Source organism: Rhizobium sp. 01T444, assembly GCF_056398305.1.
The window spans coordinates 1-20096 of the sequence record NZ_JBFTPD010000041.1 but is presented as its reverse complement, the minus strand read 5'-3'; the positions used below and the strand labels follow the sequence as shown (position 1 = coordinate 20096).

Genomic DNA, 20096 nt, shown 5'->3' with positions numbered 1-20096 from the left:
CCCAGATGTACGACAGATTTGACGCGTACGCGCACAGGAACGAAATTATCGAAGACGATTATGAGCGCGATTGCGAGTGGCATCCCAAAGCAGGTCACGTCGATAAGCTCCTCACCGGCTTCTCAAAGCAAGTGAGCCGATCACAAGCGCCATCCGCCTGCTGGTCTGCGTCTCCCCTCAATCGACCTTGACAAGCGCATCCACGTCGAGACGCTACTAGGCTCGCAACGTCTTAGAAAAAACGAGGATAGGATGAGGTTCAGCAGACCGGCAGTCGCAGGCGTGGTTGGCGTGGCAGCGTGTGTGCTTGGCGCGAGCCTTGCGGCATCGCCTGCGCTCACGCAGGAAGTCGAGCCGCCCGCTCCATGGGTCAAGCTTACCAGTTCGCATGCCGGAGCGGTCGGAACATGCTCTGTCGTTGATGCGACCGACAACGAGGCTTGTTATATGGTCCGGTGCGACGCCAAGAACGGACTCATTTTCGAGATCGGTGACGCCACTGTTGGTGAGATGGGCCTGCGATCGGCGCGCTTCGAGATTGGGAGGTACAAAGAGACGATCCGCCTCGACGGGAACAGTTCCGATCGGCGAACGATTGTTCTCTCAAAGCATCCGAAGCTGCTTGCCGCCCTCACATCTGGCGCTGATTTCGCCACTATGTACTCCGTCAAGGCCGATGTGGAATACAGCACCGGCTTTGAACTCACGGGGGCGCGAGACCAGATATCTCGCCTGGCAAGGGGCTGCCCAACCAAGCCGTGACGACGAGCAAGGGTCCTGACAGACCATGACGCCCGATTGCCCAAAGCTGCGCCTTACGGTCACGCGTCCGATGATGCCGCAGGACTCCAATTGGCGTTGCGGTCGCTTCGAAAAACACGACCGTCTTCACCCGGACCCTGGCCGTAGAAACTGCATCTGAGATCGCCTGGTCCGGGTCTGCCTTGGACGGAGCTCGGCGGCTCGAAGGTCTTGCCAACGCAAGTTTCGGACGGGTTCGCCAGCAAGCTTGCCGGAGAAGTCGGCGGCCACTCGACGGCACGATATCTCGCGAATGGCCAGGGGACAGTTTTGTCGTCAGGCTACGCTTTCGGGGCTCATCCTATAGACGCTCCAACCCTGTGCGACACCGTCAAGTTGATGTCGGCGGCTTGCGAAGGGTCCGAGCCGTCTTCAGTTTCGCTTCAGTTACGGCTAATCGCGCGCTCATAAACGATTGCTAAAGAGTGATGCGAAGCTTGCCAACCGTCTCTGGCGAAGCTGATAGGGCTGGCCCTTGCGGGGGCTCACAGTGAATTTGCATCACATCTTGATTGGAAAAACCGGTATGCCTTCTCTACTTCGGACAATAGGAATGTCGTCTGGAAAGGCGATCTGGACATTTTTTGCCGTCGCGCTTGTTCTGGCCGGCATCGCTTCCGTAAATCCGGTCGAAGCGCAAGGTTCCCCTGAAAAGAGAATAGCCTTCGTCGTGGGCAATGCCGCCTACAAGGCGGGCGCCCTGTCGACGCCGGCCAACGATGCCGGGCTGATTGCGCAAACGCTGCAGGCCGCCGGCTTCGACGTAATCGGCGCGCGCGACCTCGACCAGAACGGATTGCGCGACGCGATGCGGGACTTTCTGACGAAAGCGAATGCATCGGGACCCAATACCGTCGTCTTCGTCTATCTGGCGGGCTATGGCGTGCAATATCAGGGCGATAACTATTTCGTGCCGGTCGACGCCCAGATCGCCAATGCCACGGATGTGCCGGTGGAAGCTCTGCGCATAACCGATTTTTCGAGATCGCTGGCCGGCATCAACAATCGCGGCAGCATCGTCGTGCTCGATGCAGCAAGAGCCAATCCATTCGTGCAGTCCAATCAGCCGCTGGCCGGTGGTCTGGCGCTCGTCGATCCGGACGCCAATCAGCTGATCGCCTTTAATGCCGCGCCGGGCACGGTCGCCCCGCAGGAGGCCGGCCCCTATGGTTCCTATGCCCATGCCCTGGCGGAAATGATCCGCATCGGCGGGCTTCCGCTCGATGATGTGTTTGACCGGACACGGTTGCGGCTCAGCGATCTGACCAAGGGCGCGCAGATTTCCTGGAATGCTTCCAAATTCAAGAACGCCTTCACGTTTTTCGATCGTGGTCCCAATCCGCCGGCCGCCCAGGTGTCCAGCTACAGCAATGTCGCAATCCGGACGAAGCCGATCAGCGATTTCGACGAGCGGGATGCCTATTTCGCCGCGCTCGACCGCGACACGATGCGTGGTTACGAGGATTTCCTGGCAAGCTATCCGAACGACTCCATGGCAAGGCGGGTGCGTGCGATCATTGCAGCGCGCCGCGAAGCGATCACCTGGCGCGAAACGTGGAATGCGGATACGCCGGAGGCCTATTGGTCCTATCTGAGACGTTATCCGCGTGGTCCCCATGTCTGGGATGCCCGCCGTCGTCTGGAACATTTCGAGGCAGCACTCGAGCCGCCCCCGTCATTTTCGGTGATCGAGTATGACGTGCCGCCGCCGCCACCACCGGAAATCGTCTATGTCGACCGGCCTGTCTTGTATTTCGATGATGCCGACTTCGGTTATGCGCCGCCGCCGCCCGTCGTCTTCCTGGCACCACCGCCGCCGGATTTCGTAACGCTTGCGCCGCCCAGGCCACCGGTCGATCTCTACGTGCTACCGGCGCCGGTCTTCGTTCCGATCCCCGAATGGGTGGAACCCCCGCGGGATATCGCGCCGCCCGAAAACAACATTATCTTCAACAACATTCACAATACGGTCGTCAACAACACGGTTGTCAACGAGAACGAGGCCGCACCGGCTGCGCCCGGATTGACGACAGGAGAAAAGCTCGCCGGCGCGGCCATCGTCGCCGGAACGGGTGCAGCTGCGCTCCACGTTGCCTTGCCGCCCTCGATACAGAAAAAGGCTGCCGTTTTGCAAAAGCAGGTCCCGGCCGGAGCCGAGAAACCGACACCTGCAGCCGGTTTAGCGCCGGTGCCCGTCCCTTCGGTCCAGTCCCAGCCCCAAATACAGACAAAGACGGGCACACAGGCACAACAGCTGCAGAAACAGACCGGAAGTGCCGCCACCCAGGCGCTTTCCGGCGCCAACGGCGAGCCGCTGCCGCCCGCCGGCACGCCGGCGAACAAGCCACAAGCGGCCCCGGCAGGAAAAATACAGCCGCCCGAAGCGGAGCCCAGTACCGCGCATAATCCGACGACGGCCGCGCATCCACCACTTCAGAGCGCAAATCCCGACGCGCATGCCCTTCCGGGTTCAAAAGGCCAGCCGCAGTTGCCCGAGGTCAATGCGCCTGCCGTCAAAGGTCAAAGCCAGGTCGCCAAGACCCTGGCACCACCGGCAGCCCCGAATGCGAAGCCGAAGGGAGGTGTCGCAGCCCCGGAACCCGACGCTCACAGCCTGCCGACAAAGCCTGCGGCGCCGGCAACTATTGACAACACACCAGCAAAACCCAGCGTTCCCAACAACAGCGAACCGCAGCTCGGCAATCAGCGCCATGTTGTTCCGCCGCAGTCCCGAGAGGAAGCTTCGCCGCCATCCTTGCCTAGGGAGCCGCATGTTGCAATGCCGGCGCAGGCACCTGCCGCAAAACCACAAGCCGAACCCGAATTACGGGTCGAACCCAAGATACAGGCTGAACCCAAACCGCAGGCGGAGCCCAGGCCTCAGGCTGAACTCAAGCCCCAGCCTCAGCCCAGGCCGGCGATCGTAGAGCAGCAGGCGAAGAGACCGCCGGCCGCAGAAAAGAAGAAATGCGGTGGTCCGGATTTACCTCCATGCCCCTAAGGCAGTTGACATAGATGAGAAATTTTCTCCCGGCATATTCCCGCGCCCTGATGTTGGAATTCAGGACACTTGCCGCAAGCCAGAAAGAGCGTCCTGTGAGCAGGGCGGGTTGATAGCGATCATAGCGATCTGCCTTGGGGTCGCGGTTCTGCTGGCCCTATGGGCCTTGAAATACCTCAATTCTTACGGATAGCTCCATCCATTGTTTACCGGATACGCAGGTGCGAAGGTCTGTGACGTTGTTTACAAAGGGAAAAAATCCCGTTCCAAGCGCGCCACACAATGGAGCGCACCTGGCATACCGACCTGATATCGACGGATTACGCGCCCTTGCCATCCTACCGGTCGTTCTTTTCCACGCTGAAATTCCCGGCATCAGCGGCGGATTTGTCGGCGTCGATGTCTTTTTCGTCATTTCCGGCTATCTGATGTCGTCGCTGATTGCCGGCGAGATGGCGAAAGGCGAGTTCAGCCTCCTGAATTTCTATCAGCGGCGCATCCGTCGTATCTTCCCCGCCCTCTTTGCGATGATGGCGACTTGCGCTGTCGTCGCCTGGTTCGCCCTCATGCCTCTGGAGCTTTCATATTTCGCCAGGAGCATGACAGCCGCCGCCCTCTTCATGTCGAACATTCAGTTTGCAAAAGAGGTGGGCTATTTCGATATCGGCGCGCAGATGAAGCCGCTGCTGCATACGTGGTCGCTTGCGGTCGAAGAGCAATTCTATATCGCCTTTCCCCTCGTCGTGATCTTGCTGCAGAAGGTCGCGCCGCGGCGGATGGTTCCTTTCGCGCTTGTCGCCCTCGCCGCATCCTTCGCCGCCTGCATCGGTGTGTTGAATCGCGATCCGACAGCGGGCTTCTACCTTTCGCAATATCGCGTCTGGGAACTTCTGATCGGCGTCATCATCGGCCTCAAGGCCATCCCCGAGGTGAAAAGCGAGACGAGCCGGCAGGCCTTGGCGGCGATCGGACTTGTCCTGATCGGCATCGCGGTTTTCGCCTTTACCGAGAAAACGACCTTTCCGGGCTATGCCGCATTGTTGCCATGCCTGGGCGCCGCCTTCATCATCCATGCGCGCGCAGGCAGCGGCATCGTCGGCCGGCTTCTTTCGCTGCGTCCGCTGGTCTTTATCGGGCGGATTTCCTATTCGCTCTATCTCTGGCATTGGCCGATTATCGTCTTCACCCGCTATTTCGCGGGTCACGAGCTGACGCCGCTGCTGCGGTGCGCCGTGATCCTGGCATCGATGCTTGTTGCCGTCGCCTCCTGGCGGTTCATCGAAAGGCCGTTTCGTGGAAATTGGGGGCTGCTCACCGGCAAGCAACTGCCGGCAATGGCGGCCGCACTGATCGGGTTTACGGCCGGCGCAGGGCTGCTTCTGGTCATGAGTGGTGGCGCACCGGGCCGATTGCCGGCCGACGTTCGGTCAATCTATGCGGCCACATATGACCGAAGCCACTTCTACATGGACGGCTGCTTTACAGAGTCGGATCACAAAGGTCCGTCAAATGCCGATATCGAAGCCGGCAAGGTCTGCGGCCTGGGCGATCCGAATGATGCTGGCCCCGACTTTCTGGTGTGGGGCGACTCACACGCTGCCGCGATGGCGCCGGGCATCGATACCGCCGCCGCTGCCGCGGGCTTTGGCGGCAGGTTCGCTGCCCATGCGTCATGCCCTCCGCTGACCGACGTTGCGCTTGCTGGCAAAAACGATACGCGACGCTGCACGGCCTTCAACGATTCAGTGCGCGACCTCATCAAGCGGGAGCATATTCCGCTCGTGTTCATGCTCGCCTATTGGCCGAAATACGTTCACAATTCCGAACTACCGAACCAGGGGGACTATTTCGATCCTTCAATCCCCCCGTCTGTGGCCGATTACTCGACGCCGATTGCCACGGCCCTGGATAAGACTCTGGCCGAGCTGAAGCAGGAAGGCGTAACGGTCGTGCTGGTTATGGACGTGCCGGAGATGGGGCGTTTCGTGCCCGAGGCTCTTGCCAAGGCCAAGCTCGACGGCACCTCGGCGGATATCGCGCCACCCCTGTCCTACGTCGCCGAACGGCAGGCGCTCGCCCGCTCGATGCTGGAGAAATATGCCGATAAATATGGTGCAATTGTCGTCGATCCGCTGCCGGCCTTTTGCAACAACGACCGTTGCCACGCCTCGCGAAGCGGCGTGCCGCTTTACATGGATGCCGACCACATCACCGCGTCAGCGGCCAAGAGCCTCTTTTATCTTTTCGCGCCGGTGTTCAAGATGGCGCAAAACATTTGAGGTTGCAGCGGGCCGGCGGCTCGCTGGTTCGGCCTGGCAGGTGATGACACCGATCGCGAGGATTGCGACTGGTGGCGAAATCACCCCGCAGGCGGAACACTCGGTCGTGGGGCCGTCGGTCGCGCTTGTCCTTCGGATCGCTTACGCCCTAGCTCCTAAGGCTGCCTTGCTCACGCCCTCGCGTGACGCGAATTCCCGCGCGCGGAACTAGTGCAAAGAGTACAGCCGCAAACGTATGTGGCGACAACAAAGGCACATATGGCGGCATCGTCGACGAGCCCGATCTTGATTTTGCCGAACGTTTCAAGCGGCTGGACACGGTCTCCAGCAGCGGATTCCACACCTATACGTTGCGGATCTCGTGCTCCCGAAGCGCGAAACGGTGGGGTGAGCTATAGAGAGCGGGGTCATTTCCGGATGGAATGCGCCCGGCCGACAGAAATCCGGCGGAGGGACCTTCCCTTTGCCGGCGCTGAGCACGCTCGCCCTCTCCGGTTTGACACAATTGCTGAGCCTGCCGATCTGGAGGCAGCACACATGGACCAGTGACGATTGGGCCTCCGCCCTCTTTGTAAATCTCAAGTTCGGAAATGCGGCCATCCGATCGCCATTCAGTCCAAACTCGCCAAGATCGGCGCGCACCCGATTTACGATAGGTGCGGCGGCAACGTATCTCGATTCTACCGCAAGACCGATCTCACCGGCGCGCCGATTACGGTGCCGGAACTGTCCTGAGCCGCGCATCATTCTAATAGGACAGCTTGGGATACCAATGCGGCGCCCGGCCCTCCGGGGTGGAATCGAGGATCGTCCAGATCGGCATCAGGTCGGGCGCGCCGCGCGGGTCCTGACCGGGATCGGCTGTGGCGCCGCCCATCTCGCCGCTCCAGAAATGCCGCATTGTCCCATCCCGGCGGGTGAACACGTTGAAGGCCGCGTCATCACTGCCGTCCTTGCCGAGCGCATGGTAGTCCCGGCTGAACTCGCCGCTCGTATCCGAATAGAGTGGCAGATAGTGCCAGCCGCGCTCCCGCTTGAAATCGGTGAGGCGCTGCAGCGGCGAGCGGGCCACGACGGCGAATGCGACGCGCTGCTGGATGTCGGGAACCTCACCGTCCCAGGAGGAGAGCAGCGACGTGCACATCGGGCAGGGCCGCTCCCGCTCCGGGCCGAACATATAGCTGTAGACGACGAGCGTTTCCTTGTCCGCGAACAGCTCCTCGAACGAGATCCTGCCGTTCACGCCCTCGAACGTATAGTTCTTCGGCACAGGCCCGCCCGGCGGCAGATGGCGTCTCTGCTCGGCGACACGCTCGATATGGCGGCGGAGTTCGATTTCCTCGGCGAGAAGCGCGTTCCGCGCCTCCCTGTAGGCGGCGCTTTCGTTCGGAAAGTACACGCCGTTCTTTCTCGCAAGTTCGATTGCTGGTGTGAGGCTCTGCATATCCATGACATTCCTCCATCTGTAATGGTCGGGCAGGAGACTTGACCTTGCTCCGGTTGATATAGTCACCAAATTGCGGGCGGCCATGGCTCGCCCATATATAGGACGTGCGCCAGCGGTGTGATCCTACAGGCGCATCTGAAAAGTGATCCTGAATTCGAGGGAGCAAGAGGTCAGCGTGGTTTCTGGTCGAAGGGCCGGAGGATGCGCGCGTCACGATCCTTGCTGGCGCACGGCGCCGGCGCACCGATGGATCCCGCATCGACTATCGCGCGGCGAATGTCGTATCGGCCAGCGGTTTTCGGGTAGTGCGTTGCGAGTTCGGCTACATGGTGGCACGCCGCACCTCCGCCGATCGCAAACCGCTGCCTCGCGCCGAAACGCTCAATCGGGAATACAAGGCGGCGATCGCCGATCGAACTGAGCCCGCTTCTAGCGGCCTATTTCTTAGGCCCTATTGCAGCCCGCATCCTTGGCATTTCAGGATCAATTGCGCGGCGATTTACCGAAACGGATATTGAAATCCGCAATGAATTCTGACGCATAGGCGTGTCGTAAAGCCGCGCATTCGGCCAGCGGCGTACGACAAATATGCAGGCAATCACGAAGGGTGTGAAGATCAGAAACCGAACGACAATCAGCCCCGTGCGCACATCCGGCACCATGTCGCGGTCGGCAAAATAGACAAGGTCGTAAATCAGCACGCCGATCAGACACCAGGTTGCGACGAGCCGAGCCCGCTCGGCCGCGTATTGCCCGAGGAACAGGGTCTCTATCTCCGGTGCGAAGCGTAGAAGACCAAAGCCGCGCGAGAGCTGACTCTCTACCTGTTCAAGCGTTACGAGGCGCACGGCCAATGCTCCCGCTGCAAAGATCCCAGCAAACTAGGCGAGTAAGCTAAATATTCGGCTAAAATCGTATGGTTACTTGCCGCAACTGGCGGCAGGTATGGCGCAACGCCTGGCCGCCCACGGCCGAGGGACAACGTCATTCCGAGCTTCGGTATCGGCCGTCCATCATGCGACATTCCAGCAATGGCGATGCCGTCTTGCCGGCCGGCCCCGACCACCTATTTGATGAGATCAGGCTGGTGGAGCAACAAGAAGAGGTTTCGGCTATTTTTTCCGACGAAACGACCGAAATCATCCCTCCGGAAAATGACAGGGAGCAGCCGGATGGTCGTATCTGTCTCTGTTGCCGACGTGCCCGTCGATGGATGGACGGCTGTGGCATCTGCGAAGAATGCCTTGAACCATGATTGAGGAGGGGCGGTATGGCCATTCGTAGCGCCGGGCTCCTCCTGTTTCGGCGCCGTTCTGACGAAGTCGAGGTCCTCCTCGTCCACCCCGGAGGGCCTTTCTGGGCGAAGAAGGACGAGGGCGCCTGGTCCATTCCCAAAGGACTGGTCGAGCCGGGGGAGGACGAACTCGCGGCTGCGAAGCGGGAAACCCTCGAGGAGTTGGGGGTCGCGGTCGATGGTGACTTCAATCCGTTGGGCGAATACCAGCAGCCGGGTGGCAAGGTCGTTGTCGCCTGGTATCTGGAAGCCGACCTCACGCTGGACCTGAATAACATTCGAAGCTCGGAGTTCCAGATGGAATGGCCTCCGAGGTCCGGTCGGATCCGCAGGTTTCCAGAAGTCGATCGTGCGGATTGGTTTTCGTTGAAGGACGCAGCTGGAAGGATGCTCAAGGGGCAGCGGCCCATGCTCGACGACCTCCTCGCGCATCTTGCGAAAGCCGACGTCTGACAGCGGCGTATCCGCGTGACTGTGGAGGCGACTGCATACCGGATGGAATCGGAAACCTTAGGCACGTTGGGTGTCTTCCGGCAATCACCTGGTTGATCGACAAGGGCAAGTCGAGTTTCGGATTTTGAACAGGCAGATCGCCTGCCTCTTCGAACAGCACTGGCCGCCTTTCCCGACCCGTTTGCCGGGTAATCTTGAGCTGCTTGTGGCCTCGACAGCGCTGCTCTATGAAATTATCTATAAAACATGACCATGATCACCGAAGACACGATCGCCAATCGTATCAGCCGCGTTCTCGCCGACCGCATCATCACGGGCGCGCTGGAACCCGGCAGCAGGCTCAGGCAGGATCATATTGCTGAAGAATTCGGCACCAGCCATGTTCCGGTGCGGGAGGCGTTCCGTCGCCTGGAGGCGCAGGGGCTCGCAGTGAGTGAGGCACGCCGTGGCGTGCGGGTCGCGTCGTTTTCGCTGGCCGAGGTTCAGGAGGTCGCCCGCATGCGCTCTGCCCTGGAGGCGCTTGCGCTTCGCCATGCCGCGCCGCATTTGACTCGGTTCATCCTGGATGAGGCGGAAACGGCTATGATTGCCGGTGACGGTGCGGTCGATATCCGGGAATGGGACGAGGCGAATCGCCGGTTCCACAGGCTTTTGCTCGCACCTTGCGACATGCCGCGGCTGCTTGCGGCGATCGACGATCTCCATATGGTAGGATCACGACTTCTGTTTGTGAGCGGGCGCGGCGGCTGGTCGCCTCGGGTTGATGTCGATCACCATGCCATTCTCGATCATCTCCGTAAGGGCAAAATCGAGCAAGCCATTGTGGTGCTCGATCGGCACGTGCAGAGGATCGGCCAAAAGCCGATCCTGTATGCCTCGGGTGCAACGGGCGCGGCATTTGCCATTGAAGGCTGAGGCAAAGCCGAGCTGACCTTTTCATCGTTCGCTAACAAAGCATTCGGCGACTGTGTCGCGCTGACCGACCTGCGCCTCATCGATGGTGCTCGAAGTGTGTGTCGTGGAAGCCTCCGCGCTTTCCGACGATGCTCTTTCGGGTTGCCAACATGATCAAAACATTCGCGCAAAGAGCTATTGCAAAATGCTGCCTTTCATAAAATTATAGATAAAAGCAGATTCTATCTATTGAAAGGTGACCAGGTGATGGACGATGTGGCGCTGCCGGTCAGTGTATTTGAAAACAGTTCGCCGGTTGGCCCCCCCATCTCAAATGAGCAGGCGGGAATTATCTATAACTTGCCGTTCAATGATCTTCTTTATCGTGCCCAACAGATTCATCGCGCGCACTTTGATCCCAATGCCATTCAGATGAGCAGGCTGCTGTCTATCAAGACCGGTGGCTGTGCCGAGGATTGCGGTTACTGCAGCCAGTCCGCTCACTATCCGACGGGTCTCAAGGCGTCGAAGCTGATGAAAGTCGAGCGCGTGCTCGGCGAGGCGCGGAGGGCAAGGGAAGGCGGTGCGACGCGCTACTGCATGGGGGCCGCGTGGCGCAATCCCAAAGAGCGCGATATGGAGGCGCTCGTCGCCATGGTCGAGGGCGTAAAGGCACTCGGGATGGAAACCTGTATGACGCTTGGCATGTTGACGCCGGCGCAATCCGAAAGGTTCGCCGAGGCCGGCCTCGATTACTACAATCACAATGTCGATACGTCCGAGCGCTATTATTCGGAGATCATCACCACCCGCAGCTTTGAGGACCGGCTAGACACGCTCGCCAATGTCCGCGATGCCGGGATCAAGGTCTGCGCGGGCGGCATTCTCGGCATGGGCGAGACAATTGAAGACCGGATTTCGATGCTGGTGACGCTCGCCAATCTGCCGGCACCTCCGGAAAGTGTGCCGATCAACATGCTGATCCCGATCCCGGGCTCCAAGCTTGCCGATGCAGCGCCGGTGGACCCGATCGACTTCGTCCGCACCATTGCACTCGCGCGCATCCTCATGCCGCGCTCGCATGTCCGCCTGTCGGCCGGCCGCACCGATATGAGCGACGAGACACAGGCTCTTTGCTTTTTCGCCGGGGCCAATTCGATCTTTGTCGGCGACACGCTGCTGACGGCGGAAAATCCCGGCGAGGATCATGACGCGGCCCTCTTCAGCCGGCTCGGGCTGAAGCCGATGGAACTGGAGCAGTCTCGTTGAGTTCGCCGGCGCTCGCCCGCTATGAGGTCACGCTCGCGGGCCTTCAGCGCAAGTCGCGACTACGCACGCTCACCCCGCAGCAAGGCGTGGATTTCACCTCCAATGACTATCTCGGGCTCGCCAATGCCCCCCGCCTGAAGGCAGCGATTGCAGGCGCGATCCAAAGGGGCGTGCCAGCCGGTGCAGGCGGTTCGCGGCTTTTGCGCGGCAATCACGCCGAACATGAGGCGCTTGAGGCGGAAGCGGCTGCGTTTTTCGGGGTCGAGAAGATCCTCTATTTCGGCAGTGGATTTGCGGCCAATGTGGCGCTCTTCTCGTCGCTGCCGCAGCGCGACGACCTGATCGTCCACGATGCGCTGATCCATGCGAGCGCCCATGACGGCATCTCGGCCAGCAAGGCGGAGGCGGTCGCCGTGCCGCACAATGAGGTCGACGTTTTCGATCAGGCGATCCGACGCTGGCGCGAGCGCGGCGGCAAGGGGTGTCCCTGGATTGCGGTCGAGAGCCTCTATTCGATGGACGGGGATCAAGCGCCGGTCTTTGAGCTCGCCGAGCTTGCCGATCGGCATGATGGCTTCCTCGTCGTCGACGAAGCGCATGCCACCGGCATATTCGGTCCCGGCGGCCGCGGTCTTGCTTCGGGGCTGGAAAGCCGCGGCAATGTTCTGGTCCTGCATACCGGCGGCAAGGCGCTCGGCGTCTCCGGCGCGCTTCTTGGGCTGCCTGCTGTCCTTGCCGACTATCTCATCAACCGCGCACGCAATTTCATCTACTCGACCGCCCCGTCGCCGCTGATGGCATCAGGAGTGCGGGAGGCGTTGCGCATGATCGCCGACGAGCCGGAACGGCGCATGCGGCTGGAGCGCCTCAAAAACTTCGCCGGCGAACAATTGTCCTGTCGGCTCGGCATCATCCCCAGCGGTTCGCAGATTCTGCCCGTGATGCTCGGCGACAATGCCCGCGCGCTCCGGATCGCGGAGCGCATGCAGGCGGATGGCTTCGACGTACGGGCGATCCGGCCCCCGACCGTGCCTGAGGGTACGGCTCGGCTGAGGGTTTCCATTTCGCTCAATGTGGATGAGGAGCAGATTGTGGCCTTGGTTCGGAGGCTGGCCGCGGCGATCGAAGAGGACAGGCCATGATGCCACGGCTCGTCGTCTCCGGCACTGATACGAGTATCGGTAAGACCGTCTTTGCTGCAGGCCTTGCCGCGGCATTGGAGGGCTATTACTGGAAGCCCGTCCAGTCGGGGCTTGAGGGCGAGACCGACGGCGAGACGGTCATGCGGCTCGGCGGCGTGCCGCGCACGCGCATCCTGCCGGAAGCCTATCGCCTTGCCACACCTGCCTCGCCGCATCTTTCAGCCCGTTTGGATGGCGTTGCGATCAAGCCGGAAAGGCTGGTGCCGCCGATGACAGACCGGCCATTGGTGATCGAAGGGGCGGGCGGGCTGCTCGTGCCGCTCTCGGACGATCTGGTCTTCGCCGATATGTTTGCCCGCTGGCAGGTTCCCGTCATCCTTTGCGCCAGGACATCGCTCGGCACGATCAACCACACGCTGCTGTCACTCGAAGCTCTGAAACATCGCAACATTCCGGTGTTCGGCATCACCTTCATCGGCGACGAGAACCAAGAAACGCAGCGCATTATCGAAAAAATGGGTGGCATTCGCTCACTCGGCCGGCTCCCCTGGCTCCAGGACATTACGCCCGATGGGCTTCGCACGGCGTTCCGCGGCAATTTCGATCTCGCTTCCTTTGCGGAGGTGCCCGCATGACCCGCTCGGCCGTCTGGCACCCCTTCACCCAGCATGCGCTCGAACCGCCGATGAAACGTATCGCATCGACCGAGGGCGCCTATCTGGTCGATGAGGATGGTCATTGCTTTCTCGACGCGATCTCGTCCTGGTGGGTCATCACCCATGGCCACCGGCATCCGGTGATCATGGCGGCGATCCGGGCGGCGACGGAGGCTTATGACCAGATCATTTTCGCCGAATTCTCGCACGCGCCCGCCGAACGATTGGCCGAGGGATTGATCGAGATCGCTCCACCGGGGTTAAGCCATGTCTTCTATTCCGACAGCGGTTCGACCTCGGTCGAGGTGGCGCTCAAAATGGCACTCGGTTATTTCCACAACAGGGGAGAGGCGCGCGATCGGATCGTAGTGGTGGAGGGGAGCTACCACGGCGATACGATCGGCACGATGTCGACCGGCGAGCGAGGCGTTTTCAACGCCGCCTATGAACCGCTACTCTTCGGCGTCGACCGGCTTGCTTTCCCGGAACCGGGCCGAAAGCAGCTGACGCTCGACATGTTCGAGAACTTTTGCCGTTCGGCCCGGGTCGCGGCCCTGGTGATCGAGCCTTTGGTCCTCGGGGCGGGTGGCATGAAGATCTATGATGCCCGTACACTTGCCGGCCTGAAGGAAATCGCCCTGCACCATGGCTGCCTGCTGATCGCCGATGAAGTGATGACCGGTTGGGGCCGGACGGGCACAATGTTCGCCTCGGAGCAGGCCGCCATCACGCCCGACATCCTATGCACATCCAAGGGGCTGACGGGCGGCGCGCTGCCGCTTGCGGCAACCCTCTGCACCGGCGACATCTTCGATGCCCACCTCTCCACCGACCGGCGCAAGACCTTCTTCCATTCCAGCTCCTATACCGCCAACCCGATCGCTTGTGCGGCCGCCGTCGCCAATCTCGAGATCTGGCGGAACGAACCGGTCTTTGAGCGTATCGAAAATCTCACAGCACTGCACCGGCAGAACCTGCAGCGTTTCGAGGGCGACAAAAGGTTCGCCAATATACGGCAGTCAGGAACGATCGCAGCGCTCGATCTCGTCGTACCCTCTGGCGGTTATCTCGCCGAGGCTGGTCCGCGCATGCGGCGACTATTTCGCGAACGCGGCCTGCTGATCCGTCCGCTCGGCAACGTCATCTACCTGATGCCGCCCTATTGCGTGACCGCAGACGATCTCGGCCGCGCCTATGACGCCGTAGATGAGATCGCGTCGATCGTTCTCGGGAGCACGGGATGATGTCGGATCGTTCTTCCCGCATGGCCGGTTTCGGGCATGCCGTGCCGGCTCGCTGCGTCGACAATGCCGAGATCGAAGCGCGTCTGCGCCTGGAAACAGGCTGGATCGAGCGCCGAACCGGCATCCGCACGCGCCATTGGGCCGAAGAGGGCGAGACACTGAGCGGCCTTGCCGCCGAGGCCGGACGGATGGCGCTCGACGATGCCGGGCTCGCCCGTAATGAGATCGCACTGACGCTGCTCGCGACCTCGACACCGGATCATCTTCTGCCGCCCTCGGCACCGCTGCTGGCCCATCGGCTGGATCTGGAAAAATCCGGCGCGATCGATCTCGCCGGCGCCTGTTCGGGCTTTCTCTACGCGCTCACGCTGGCGGACGGTTTCGTCCGAGCGCATGGCCGTGCCGTCCTGGTGGTGGCGGCCAATATCCTGAGCCGCCGCATCAATCCTGCTGAGCGGGCAAGCGCCGTCCTCTTCGCTGATGCGGCTGGCGCTGTGGTGCTGGCCCCCTGTGCGAACGGGCGAAGCGGCCTCCTCTCCGCCGATCTCGTATCGGACGGCAGCGGCTATGGCCTGATCAACATCCCGGCCGGCGGCAGCAACCGGCCGTTCTCTCCCGAAACCAGTGCGGAGGATTTTCTGATGACGATGCAGGACGGCCGCGAGGTCTTCTCGCGCGCCGTCGCCTTGATGACCGAAACCTCGAAGCGGGCGCTGGAGCAGGCAGGAATTGTCGCGGCCAATATCGACCGGTTCGTTCCGCATCAGGCCAACGCGCGCATGTTCGACGCCGTCTCAGGCAACCTCGGCATCGCGCCCGAAAAGACGATCCGCACGATCGAGAGCTTCGGCAATTCGTCGGCCGCGACTATCCCGCTTTCCCTCTCCATCGCCCATCTCGAGCGACGGTTTGCGGGAGGAGAAAAGCTGCTGCTCACCGCCGCCGGCGCCGGCCTGATGGGTGGTGCCGTGGTTTTTGGCATGTGACCGAACGATAATTCTGGAGGGAACACACAGTGGAAAAGGACGTGGGCGCGAAGCTGCATGGCATCCGGGTGAGAGACGCAAGACTGAACCACCACGGATCGATCACGACGAACGGCTCTCTCGACATGTCGGCTACGACGGAACTTGCCAACAATGATTACGGACTTCCAGCAGGTTTGACATCGAGCGAAGCGGGTCGCTTAACGGGATGTAGGTTCAAATCTTTTCCGGACTCAAGGAAGGCCGGATAGCAAAAATCTTTCTCATGAGTGGGTTCACATTGGCCGCAAAGCCTCGCAACACAAACGCCACAAGTGTGTTCAAGTGCAATACCAGTTACTGGCAACCGATCGCCTTCAGATTTGGCATACGCTTTGGGATCGCCGTGRCTGGTGAAGAAACTTCTGCCTTATCTTTTGGTAAATCTGGCGTATATTTGAGTGTATGAATATTGATCGGGTGACCGTGCGGCCCCGGAGGTATTGCCGAGAGGCAATCCGTATTTTCGCTTTGGCATTGATCTGGGGTTCAGCATTCTTGTTTTCCGTCGCCCCGACAGCGGGCTCGGAACGCGTCGCTTTACTGCTGCGATTGAATGGCGCCGTCAGCCCCGCGTCCGCCGACTATGTGATACGCGGCATCCAGCTTGCCAACGATCGTAAAGTGGCGTTGGTCGTCCTGCAAATGGATACGCCCGGCGGTCTCGATACGTCGATGCGGGACATCGTTCGGGCAATCCTTGCCTCGTCTGTGCCGGTTGCGAGCTACGTGGCTCCGAGCGGCGCCCGTGCGGCCAGTGCCGGCACTTATATCCTCTATGCCAGTCATATCGCCGCCATGGCGCCGGGTACCAATCTGGGCGCCGCAACGCCCATTGCTCTCGGTGGGAGCGGACAAGACAACGGCCAGAACGGCGACAGCAAGGAGCGACAGTCGCGCAACGCTGCAGAGGCAAAGGCAGTGAACGACGCTGCTGCCTATCTTCGGGGGCTGGCCGAGTTGCGCAATCGCAACGCCGACTGGGCGGAAAAGGCGGTACGCGACGCAGCCAGTCTCTCATCGACTGCGGCCGAACGCGAAAAAGTCGTCGATTTCGTCGCGGTCACCGTCGACGAGCTGATGGCGAAAGCCGACGGTCGCACGGTACGGGCAGGAGGAACGGACATCCGGCTTGATACGACGGGCCTCGCTGTCCAGACCATCGAGCCTGACTGGAGAACACGCCTGCTTTCGGTCATCGCCGACCCGAATGTCGCACTCATTCTGATGGTTATCGGCATTTACGGCCTGATATTCGAGTTTCTCACGCCCGGAGCGGTTATCCCGGGAACAGTCGGCGGCATATGCCTGCTGCTCGGTCTCTACGCCTTGGCAATGCTACCGGTCAGCTATGCCGGCATCGGCCTCATCGTGCTTGCGGTTGCTCTCTTTGTCGCGGAGGCGCATGCACCGACATTCGGCGTCCTCGGCCTTAGCGGTGTGGTCGCCCTCGTCCTGGGCGCAACCATTCTCTTCGATACGGATGTGCCCGATCTGAAAGTGAGCCGGCAGGTCCTGATTGGTATCGGTGTTTCAGCCCTCGCCTTCCTCCTCATTGTCGTTCGCCTTGCATTCGGCGCGCGCCGGCGTGCCGTGGTGACCGGTTCGGAGCAGATGATCGGCATTTCAGGGAAAGTCTTCAGTTGGACGGGCACGACCGGCTACATTGTCGCGCATGGAGAGCGCTGGAGCGCCGCCTCCGCCGAACCGCTCGCGGACGGAGACGACGTGACGGTCATTGCCAGAAATGGGCTAACCCTCGAGGTCACCCGTGATCCCCGCAAGAAAGAAAGCAAGGAGGAGCGCACATGACCATGATTGGAGGTTTCATCTTCTATATCGTCGCAGTCGTCCTGCTGCTGATCGTCCTGGCGAACGCGATCAAAATCTTGCGCGAGTATCAGCGGGCCGTCGTCTTTACACTTGGTCGATTTACCGGCGTTAAAGGCCCCGGATTGATCCTACTTGTTCCCTACGTACAGCAAATGGTTCGGGTCGACCTGCGCACGCGCGTGCTCGACGTCCCCAGCCAGGACGTCATCTCCCGTGACAACGTTTCGGTTCGAGTCAGCGCGGTGATTTACTTCAGGGTCATCGATCCGGAGAAGTCAGTGATTCAGGTCGAGGATTTCATGGCAGCCACGAGCCAGCTTGCCCAAACGACGTTGCGCTCGGTGCTCGGCAAGCACGATCTCGACGAGATGCTCGCGGAGCGCGACAGGCTCAACGAAGATATCCAGAGAATGCTCGACGCCCAAACAGACGCCTGGGGCATCAAAGTGGCCAATGTTGAGATCAAGCATGTCGACATCAACGAGTCGATGATCCGTGCGATTGCCAGGCAAGCTGAGGCAGAACGCGAGCGGCGTGCGAAAATCATAAATGCCGAGGGCGAACAGCAGGCCGCGGCAAAGCTGGTGGAAGCGGCTGAAATGCTGGCCAGACAACCGTTGTCAATGCAGCTGCGCTACTTGAGCACGCTGAACGTTATTGCCGGGGAAAACAGTTCGACGATCATATTCCCGTTCCCCATGGAACTCATTCACCTCCTGGACGGCAAGGCAGGCAAACCAACTGAATGAGCACATGAGGCGCTCGAAGCGGAAGCGGCTGCGACTTATGGGATTGAAAGGGTGCTCTGTTTCGGTAGCAGATTTGCGGCCAATGTCGCGCTCTTCTCGTCGCTGCCGCAACGCCACGATCTGATCGTCCATGATGTGGATGATCCATGCCAGCGCCCATGACGGCATCTCGGCCAGCAAGGCGGAGGCGGCTGCCGTGCCGCACAACGACGTCTACGCTGATCACCTTGATGGCGACGCTGTACATGCAGAGAACCCGAAAGGTTTACCCTAGACCCAATCCATCAAGTGCCGGGACTGAGCACTTTAGCGCAGCTTCTCAACGGCGACGGCAAGACACGTCCTGAACGCGGCAAGGTCCGTATAGAGTGCATCCCGCGCCGCGTCTCCGATGATGAGGACGCCACCGCGCCGCTCGATCCCGGCGTGCAGCATGAGATTGTCGGCCAGGCCAAAATCCTCGATCGCAATCCCGTTCGGGTCACGTAGTCGACCTTCCCCATCATACGCGACGGCCCCGCCATAAAGATCGCTCACTCGTCCGCTGTGATCGCGTGCCACATTCGTGTAGGCAAATACAGGCTTACCGCTTGCGCACATGAAGCCGAGTTCGAAGGCCGTCCCGGTATTGGCGGCAATGCCACGAAAGGGTGTCAGATTGGCGATGATTGCGTCAGCCTGGATCATCATCTTCTCGTCCACCGCGTTTATCGCTGCGGCCCGCTCGCGCTTCGAGTTCGTGTGCGGGATTTCCAGATCGCCGGGCGAGAGCGGGAGAAGTCCCGCCTCACGGGCAAGTGCTGCCTTGCGGTCGAGGATCTCGCGGGCGTTGGGAAGGAAGACCTCGGGACCGGCGAGATAAACTTTTCTTGTCATAAATTGCACCTAAAAGTGATGGGCTCGGCAACAGATACCTTCTCGCTGTACAGCGAAGAAGGATCACAATCCAGTGGGCGAAATCCGCCACCGGCACGGCGCGTATTAGCGCGTACAAATCGTGCTCCGGCGTTGCGGCCGGAATGTCGGGACGGGAATTCAGCGCCCCGAACCAATCCCATTCCCCATGACGTCGATGACATCCTTAAAGGTGGAGGGCATGTCGACTTTCGCGCTGATTGTGGTGATACTTCGCCTTCAAGCTTCCATGTGATCTCCGCCGGATGGTCCCACCGGAGATCGCACTAATCATCCAGCAATCAGTGCAGATTGAACATACAAGGGCGTGCAAGGCCGGCCGTCAGTTGCGAGAGTTGTGTCGGTGGAACGAGGAAAGCTGTAATGGCTTTAATTGCGCGGCAACGCCCATCGAACGTCTGATGACCGGCAGGGATTGAAGGATCGCTCCCTGGACATGACAGGAAATACTGTTCGCTTTGACGCAATTGACTCTGGCTCGCGCACGCATAGTCAATATGTCGGGACGCGAGCCCGGGTTATTCATGCGCTCGTCAAGATCATATGCCACCCGAGCGGCAAGAACGGCATTTCGGAGGAATGATGGACAAGCCCTGGTCTGAGAGCTGCGGCCCGGTGGCGGCGACCGAGCGTGATGTTCAAAAGGCGAGCGCGATCAACGCGCTTCTCGTGCGACCGATCGACGTTCTGCCGCAAAAGGCAGGCGATCCCATCCGCCCATTGGCGGTTGGGATCTTCAGCGAGATCCGGGCGCTGTTGAAGCCGGACGTCGGGGTGACCAGGCTCAGACGTGTGATTGCAGTCTATGTCCGCTTGAAGCGTTACTACTTCGCAAGCGCCCAGCCTGACTCCATGCGCCACGATCTTGCCGGCGCGCCGGTCGAACCGGTTTCCGCTGCGGACAGACTGCAGGCGCAGCGGCGCTTTCTGGAAATGAAGCGGACCCGCATGCAGCCCGACGCGTTGGCTGCGGTGCCGCACGTTGCTGCTGATCCTGAGCCGACAAAGAACGACCTGATCCGCGCGGCGCTTCTCAAACGGCGGTCGTTGGCCGCAAAATAATCGGTCGGATCCGGCGCCGTGGCGGGACAGAG

At 60.6% G+C, this 20096-nt stretch carries 17 protein-coding genes and 2 pseudogenes; 16 read left to right on the top strand and 3 right to left on the bottom strand.

Annotated elements, in window-relative coordinates; genetic code table 11:
- Nucleotides 1-252: 252 nt before the first annotated feature.
- The 3 genes from AC1DTN_RS33590 (at nt 253) to AC1DTN_RS33580 (ending at nt 6081) form a co-directional block, all read left to right on the top strand.
- Nucleotides 253-762: a hypothetical protein gene (locus tag AC1DTN_RS33590; RefSeq protein WP_477924440.1), complete on the top strand. Its 510-nt coding sequence runs from the start codon at nt 253-255 to the stop codon at nt 760-762.
- Between the two features lie 592 nt (nt 763-1354).
- Nucleotides 1355-3802, top strand: a complete 2448-nt coding sequence (locus tag AC1DTN_RS33585; protein ID WP_477924439.1) for a caspase family protein — start codon at nt 1355-1357, stop codon at nt 3800-3802.
- Nucleotides 3803-4035: 233 nt separating this feature from the next.
- Nucleotides 4036-6081: an acyltransferase family protein gene (locus AC1DTN_RS33580; protein WP_477924437.1), complete on the top strand. Its 2046-nt coding sequence runs from the start codon at nt 4036-4038 to the stop codon at nt 6079-6081.
- Nucleotides 6082-6829: 748 nt separating this feature from the next.
- Here the strand turns inward: AC1DTN_RS33580 and AC1DTN_RS33575 are convergent.
- Complete coding sequence (locus tag AC1DTN_RS33575) at nt 6830-7531, bottom strand: DUF899 family protein (protein WP_477924436.1); 702 nt, start codon at nt 7529-7531, stop codon at nt 6830-6832.
- A gap of 149 nt (nt 7532-7680) precedes the next feature.
- Here AC1DTN_RS33575 and AC1DTN_RS33570 point away from each other — a divergent pair.
- Nucleotides 7681-7941: pseudogene (locus AC1DTN_RS33570) on the top strand (alpha/beta family hydrolase); the annotation flags it as partial.
- A gap of 24 nt (nt 7942-7965) precedes the next feature.
- Here AC1DTN_RS33570 and AC1DTN_RS33565 read toward each other — a convergent pair.
- Nucleotides 7966-8376, bottom strand: coding sequence for a hypothetical protein (locus AC1DTN_RS33565; RefSeq protein WP_477924435.1), 411 nt, complete (start codon nt 8374-8376; stop codon nt 7966-7968).
- A 167-nt stretch (nt 8377-8543) separates the two neighbouring features.
- Here AC1DTN_RS33565 and AC1DTN_RS33560 point away from each other — a divergent pair, with 167 nt between their 5' ends.
- The 11 genes and pseudogenes from AC1DTN_RS33560 to AC1DTN_RS33510 all read left to right on the top strand — a co-directional run.
- Nucleotides 8544-8783, top strand: a complete 240-nt coding sequence (locus tag AC1DTN_RS33560; protein ID WP_477924473.1) for a hypothetical protein — start codon at nt 8544-8546, stop codon at nt 8781-8783.
- A 15-nt stretch (nt 8784-8798) separates the two neighbouring features.
- Nucleotides 8799-9275 carry an NUDIX hydrolase gene (locus tag AC1DTN_RS33555; RefSeq protein WP_477924434.1) on the top strand — a complete coding sequence of 159 codons (477 nt, stop codon included), beginning with the start codon at nt 8799-8801 and terminating at the stop codon, nt 9273-9275.
- A gap of 246 nt (nt 9276-9521) precedes the next feature.
- Nucleotides 9522-10190, top strand: a complete 669-nt coding sequence (locus tag AC1DTN_RS33550; RefSeq protein WP_113324308.1) for a GntR family transcriptional regulator — start codon at nt 9522-9524, stop codon at nt 10188-10190.
- 246 nt (nt 10191-10436) lie between these two features.
- Nucleotides 10437-11438, top strand: coding sequence for a biotin synthase BioB (gene bioB / locus AC1DTN_RS33545; RefSeq protein ID WP_113324307.1), 1002 nt, complete (start codon nt 10437-10439; stop codon nt 11436-11438).
- Nucleotides 11435-12580: an 8-amino-7-oxononanoate synthase gene (locus tag AC1DTN_RS33540; RefSeq protein WP_477924433.1), complete on the top strand. Its 1146-nt coding sequence runs from the start codon at nt 11435-11437 to the stop codon at nt 12578-12580. The genes bioB and AC1DTN_RS33540 overlap by 4 nt, the downstream gene beginning before the upstream one ends.
- Complete coding sequence (gene bioD, locus AC1DTN_RS33535; protein WP_477924432.1) at nt 12577-13215, top strand: dethiobiotin synthase; 639 nt, start codon at nt 12577-12579, stop codon at nt 13213-13215. The genes AC1DTN_RS33540 and bioD overlap by 4 nt, the downstream gene beginning before the upstream one ends.
- A complete protein-coding gene (locus AC1DTN_RS33530) occupies nt 13212-14480 on the top strand; it encodes an adenosylmethionine--8-amino-7-oxononanoate transaminase (RefSeq protein ID WP_477924431.1) in 1269 nt (422 codons plus the stop codon). The genes bioD and AC1DTN_RS33530 overlap by 4 nt, the downstream gene beginning before the upstream one ends.
- Complete coding sequence (locus AC1DTN_RS33525; RefSeq protein WP_477924430.1) at nt 14480-15466, top strand: beta-ketoacyl-ACP synthase III; 987 nt, start codon at nt 14480-14482, stop codon at nt 15464-15466. Before AC1DTN_RS33530 ends, AC1DTN_RS33525 begins: the two co-directional genes overlap by 1 nt.
- Before the next feature lie 444 nt (nt 15467-15910).
- Nucleotides 15911-17317, top strand: coding sequence for an NfeD family protein (locus AC1DTN_RS33520; RefSeq protein WP_477924429.1), 1407 nt, complete (start codon nt 15911-15913; stop codon nt 17315-17317).
- Entirely contained in the window at nt 17314-18087 is a 774-nt protein-coding gene (locus AC1DTN_RS33515) for a slipin family protein (RefSeq protein WP_113324302.1), read from the top strand. The genes AC1DTN_RS33520 and AC1DTN_RS33515 overlap by 4 nt, the downstream gene beginning before the upstream one ends.
- A gap of 3 nt (nt 18088-18090) precedes the next feature.
- Nucleotides 18091-18307 (top strand): annotated as a pseudogene (locus AC1DTN_RS33510) (8-amino-7-oxononanoate synthase); the annotation flags it as partial.
- An 86-nt stretch (nt 18308-18393) separates the two neighbouring features.
- On the opposite strand, the gene AC1DTN_RS33505 reads toward AC1DTN_RS33510, so the two are convergent.
- On the bottom strand, nt 18394-18963 hold the full coding sequence (locus AC1DTN_RS33505) for a nucleoside 2-deoxyribosyltransferase (RefSeq protein ID WP_477924428.1): 570 nt from the start codon (nt 18961-18963) through the stop codon (nt 18394-18396).
- 621 nt (nt 18964-19584) lie between these two features.
- On the opposite strand from AC1DTN_RS33505, the gene AC1DTN_RS33500 reads away from it, so the two are divergent.
- The gene (locus AC1DTN_RS33500; RefSeq protein WP_477924427.1) at nt 19585-20064 is read left to right on the top strand and encodes a ProQ/FINO family protein; all 480 of its coding nucleotides are present in this window, start codon (nt 19585-19587) and stop codon (nt 20062-20064) included.
- Nucleotides 20065-20096 lie beyond the last annotated feature (32 nt).